3 rRNA genes are annotated in these 5,321 nt (G+C 54.0%); all 3 read right to left on the reverse strand.

Annotation, left to right across the window (positions count from 1 at the left end):
• Nucleotides 1-58: 58 nt before the first annotated feature.
• Nucleotides 59-175, reverse strand: a 5S ribosomal RNA gene (gene rrf, locus FVP60_RS12925).
• A gap of 110 nt (nucleotides 176-285) precedes the next feature.
• Nucleotides 286-3,390, reverse strand: a 23S ribosomal RNA gene (locus FVP60_RS12930).
• A gap of 399 nt (nucleotides 3,391-3,789) precedes the next feature.
• Nucleotides 3,790-5,311 (reverse strand): 16S ribosomal RNA (locus FVP60_RS12935).
• The 16S, 23S and 5S rRNA genes sit together here, the layout of an rRNA operon.
• Nucleotides 5,312-5,321: the final 10 nt, after the last annotated feature.

Here is a 5,321-nt window from a genome sequence, read left to right on the forward strand (position 1 = left end):
TGGGTGTAAATGCAAAATGGCCACCCAGCGTTGGGTGGCCATTTTGACTTTAAAAGGAGTCCGGCGGTGTCCTACTCTCCCACAGGGTCCCCCCTGCAGTACCATCGGCGCTGAGAGGCTTAGCTTCTGGGTTCGGAATGTTACCAGGCGTTTCCCTCTCGCTATGGCCGCCGAAACACTATTGATGTTTCAAAAACCTATACGAGACTGTTGTCTTGTATTGGGGTTCTCGACCGTACATCGAGAACCACTCAGTGGACGCGGAGCATCACTCATGTATGAATGATTATCAAGTCATCGGCTTATTAGTACCAGTCAGCTGCACGTGTTACCACGCTTCCACATCTGGCCTATCAACCCAGTAGTCTGGCTGGGAGCCTCTCACCCGAAGGTATGGAAATCTCATCTTGAGGCCGGCTTCCCGCTTAGATGCTTTCAGCGGTTATCCATCCCGAACGTAGCTAACCAGCGGTGCACTTGGCAGTACAACTGGCACACCAGAGGTTCGTCCAACCCGGTCCTCTCGTACTAGGGTCAGATCCTCTCAAATTTCCTACGCGCGCAGCGGATAGGGACCGAACTGTCTCACGACGTTCTAAACCCAGCTCGCGTACCGCTTTAATGGGCGAACAGCCCAACCCTTGGGACCTACTCCAGCCCCAGGATGCGACGAGCCGACATCGAGGTGCCAAACCATGCCGTCGATATGGACTCTTGGGCAAGATCAGCCTGTTATCCCCGAGGTACCTTTTATCCGTTGAGCGACAGCGCTTCCACAAGCCACTGCCGGATCACTAGTCCCGACTTTCGTCCCTGCTCGACTTGTCAGTCTCACAGTCAAGCTCCCTTGTGCACTTACACTCGACACCTGATTGCCAACCAGGTTGAGGGAACCTTTGGGCGCCTCCGTTACTTTTTGGGAGGCAACCGCCCCAGTTAAACTACCCACCAGGCACTGTCCCTGAACCGGATTACGGTTCGAAGTTAGATATCCAGAGTGACCAGAGTGGTATTTCAACAACGACTCCACATGAACTGGCGTCCATGCTTCACAGTCTCCCACCTATCCTACACAAGCCACACCGAACACCAATACCAAGCTGTAGTAAAGGTCACGGGGTCTTTCCGTCCTGCTGCGCGTAACGAGCATCTTTACTCGTAATGCAATTTCGCCGAGTTCGCGGTTGAGACAGTTGGGAAGTCGTTACGCCATTCGTGCAGGTCGGAACTTACCCGACAAGGAATTTCGCTACCTTAGGATGGTTATAGTTACCACCGCCGTTTACTGGGGCTTAAATTCTCAGCTTCGCCTTACGGCTAACCGGTCCTCTTAACCTTCCAGCACCGGGCAGGCGTCAGTCCGTATACATCGTCTTGCGACTTGGCACGGACCTGTGTTTTTAGTAAACAGTCGCTACCCACTAGTCTCTGCGGCCACCAAACGCTTTTCGGAGCAAGCCCGTATACGTCGATGGCCCCCCTTCTCCCGAAGTTACGGGGGCATTTTGCCGAGTTCCTTAACCACGATTCTCTCGATCTCCTTAGTATTCTCTACCTGACCACCTGAGTCGGTTTGGGGTACGGGCAGCTAGAACCTCGCGTCGATGCTTTTCTCGGCAGCATAGGATCACCCACTTTTTATCCGCATCGTGTCTCAGCCTGTACGAGAGACGGATTTGCCTATCTCTCAGCCTACGCACTTGCACCAGGACAACCATCGCCTGGCTTGGGCTACCTTCCTGCGTCACACCTGTTAATACGCTAACCGCACCAGAATGGGGTCGTACGCTAGGCCTCACGCCATCACCCGAAGGATCCGGTCATAAGGATTCAGATACTTAGCACTACTGGATTAGTTTGGGCGGTTCTTCGCCGGTACGGGAATATCAACCCGTTGTCCATCGACTACGCCTGTCGGCCTCGCCTTAGGTCCCGACTTACCCAGGGAAGATTAGCTTGACCCTGGAACCCTTGGTCTTTCGGAGGACGTGTTTCTCACACGTCTTTCGCTACTCATGCCTGCATTCTCACTCGTGTAGCCTCCACGGCTGGTTCACACCGCCGCTTCGCTGGCCACACGACGCTCTCCTACCCATCAATACGGCTGGACCACGAAGGCCTACCAAAAATATTAATGCCACAACTTCGGTGGCGTGCTTGAGCCCCGTTACATTGTCGGCGCGGAATCACTTGACCAGTGAGCTATTACGCACTCTTTCAAGGGTGGCTGCTTCTAAGCCAACCTCCTGGTTGTCAAAGCAACTCCACATCCTTTCCCACTTAGCACGCGCTTTGGGACCTTAGTTGGTGGTCTGGGTTGTTTCCCTCTCGACTATGAAGCTTATCCCCCACAGTCTCACTGCTGCGCTCTCACTTACCGGCATTCGGAGTTTGGCTGACGTCAGTAACCTTGTAGGGCCCATCGGCCATCCAGTAGCTCTACCTCCGGCAAGAAACACGCAACGCTGCACCTAAATGCATTTCGGAGAGAACCAGCTATCACGAAGTTTGATTGGCCTTTCACCCCTATCCACAGCTCATCCCCTCAGTTTTCAACCTAAGTGGGTTCGGTCCTCCACGACGTCTTACCGTCGCTTCAACCTGGCCATGGATAGATCACTTCGCTTCGGGTCTAGGACACGCGACTGAATCGCCCTATTCAGACTCGCTTTCGCTACGGCTACCCCACTCGGGTTAACCTCGCCACGTATCGCTAACTCGCAGGCTCATTCTTCAAAAGGCACGCTGTCACACCTACCAGGGGTGCTCCAACGGTTTGTAAGCAAACGGTTTCAGGTACTATTTCACTCCCCTCCCGGGGTACTTTTCACCTTTCCCTCACGGTACTTGTCCGCTATCGGTCATCTGGGAGTATTTAGGCTTATCAGGTGGTCCTGACAGATTCACACGGGATTTCTCGGGCCCCGTGCTACTTGGGATACTTCTCGCGCCAACACACGCATTTCGACTACGGGGTTCGCACCCTCTCTGACTGGCCATTCAAAACCATTCGTCTATACGCTGCTGTCACGCTGACTCTTCGGCAGAAAAATCTGAAAAGTCCCGCAACCCCCTGCATGCAACGCCTGCCGGCTATCACACATACAAGGTTTAGCCTGATCCGATTTCGCTCGCCACTACTAACGGAATCACGGTTGTTTTCTCTTCCTGTGGGTACTGAGATGTTTCACTTCCCCACGTTCCCTCTACCCGCCCTATATATTCAGGCGGGAGTCACTAGGTCGGCACGCCGCCCAGCGGGGTTTCCCCATTCGGAAATCCTCGGATCACAGTGTGCTTATCCACTACCCGAGGCTTATCGCAGATTGCTACGTCCTTCTTCGGCTCCAGATGCCAAGGCATCCACCGTTTGCTCTTAAAGACTTGAAATCACATGAGTATGTTTAAGAATCAATCTCGAAAAATTGAAACTAATGATCTTTAAGATCATCAATTACGAAACAAACAAAAGCTTGTTCCGCAAGATGCTCGCGTCCACTGTGTAGTTCTCAAAGTACGGGCGGTACCCACACCACTCACAGCCAAAGCTGATCATGAATGCAGGTCCAAGGAAACAGTCACAACCCGAAAGTCATGCCCGGTCCCTCAGGACCCAACAGCGTGCAAACATCAGCCCCTCCTAGCCACCCTTTCCAGCTGCAAGCAGCGTACTCAAGCGAACCAATCGGCCCTGATGTCATGTCAAATGTTCCACCCATGAGCTCCCAGCGAAGAACGTACGCCTTCGATCTGGGTTCTGGAAGTCCGAAAACTTCAGATGCTCCTTAGAAAGGAGGTGATCCAGCCGCACCTTCCGGTACGGCTACCTTGTTACGACTTAGTCCTAATTACCGATCCCACCTTCGACGGCTCCCTCCACAAGGGTTAGGCCACCGGCTTCAGGTGTTACCGACTTTCATGACTTGACGGGCGGTGTGTACAAGACCCGGGAACGTATTCACCGCAGCGTTGCTGATCTGCGATTACTAGCGACTCCGACTTCATGAGGTCGAGTTGCAGACCTCAATCCGAACTGGGACCGGCTTTTTGGGATTCGCTCCACCTCGCGGTATTGCAGCCCTTTGTACCGGCCATTGTAGCATGCGTGAAGCCCAAGACATAAGGGGCATGATGATTTGACGTCATCCCCACCTTCCTCCGAGTTGACCCCGGCAGTATCCCATGAGTTCCCACCATTACGTGCTGGCAACATAGAACGAGGGTTGCGCTCGTTGCGGGACTTAACCCAACATCTCACGACACGAGCTGACGACAACCATGCACCACCTGTTCACGAGTGTCCAAAGAGTCCCGTATTTCTACGGTGTTCTCGTGTATGTCAAGCCTTGGTAAGGTTCTTCGCGTTGCATCGAATTAATCCGCATGCTCCGCCGCTTGTGCGGGTCCCCGTCAATTCCTTTGAGTTTTAGCCTTGCGGCCGTACTCCCCAGGCGGGGAACTTAATGCGTTAGCTGCGTCACGGAATCCGTGGAATGGACCCCACAACTAGTTCCCAACGTTTACGGGGTGGACTACCAGGGTATCTAAGCCTGTTTGCTCCCCACCCTTTCGCTCCTCAGCGTCAGTTACGGCCCAGAGATCTGCCTTCGCCATCGGTGTTCCTCCTGATATCTGCGCATTCCACCGCTACACCAGGAATTCCAATCTCCCCTACCGCACTCTAGTCTGCCCGTACCCACTGCAGGCCCGAGGTTGAGCCTCGGGATTTCACAGCAGACGCGACAAACCGCCTACGAGCTCTTTACGCCCAATAATTCCGGATAACGCTTGCGCCCTACGTATTACCGCGGCTGCTGGCACGTAGTTAGCCGGCGCTTTTTCTGCAGGTACCGTCACTCTCGCTTCTTCCCTGCTAAAAGAGGTTTACAACCCGAAGGCCGTCATCCCTCACGCGGCGTTGCTGCATCAGGCTTTCGCCCATTGTGCAATATTCCCCACTGCTGCCTCCCGTAGGAGTCTGGGCCGTGTCTCAGTCCCAGTGTGGCCGGTCACCCTCTCAGGCCGGCTACCCGTCGACGCCTTGGTGAGCCATTACCTCACCAACAAGCTGATAGGCCGCGAGCTCATCCCAGACCGAAATTCTTTCCAGCTAGTGGAGATGCCTCCCTAGCTCGTATCCAGTATTAGCAGCTGTTTCCAACTGTTATCCCAGAGTCCGGGGCAGATTGCTCACGTGTTACTCACCCGTTCGCCACTGATCCACAGAGCAAGCTCTGCTTCACCGTTCGACTTGCATGTGTTAAGCACGCCGCCAGCGTTCATCCTGAGCCAGGATCAAACTCTCCGTAAAAAACGATTGC

Origin of the sequence: Microbacterium mitrae (assembly GCF_008017445.1) — a bacterium.
GTDB lineage: Bacteria > Actinomycetota > Actinomycetes > Actinomycetales > Microbacteriaceae > Microbacterium > Microbacterium mitrae.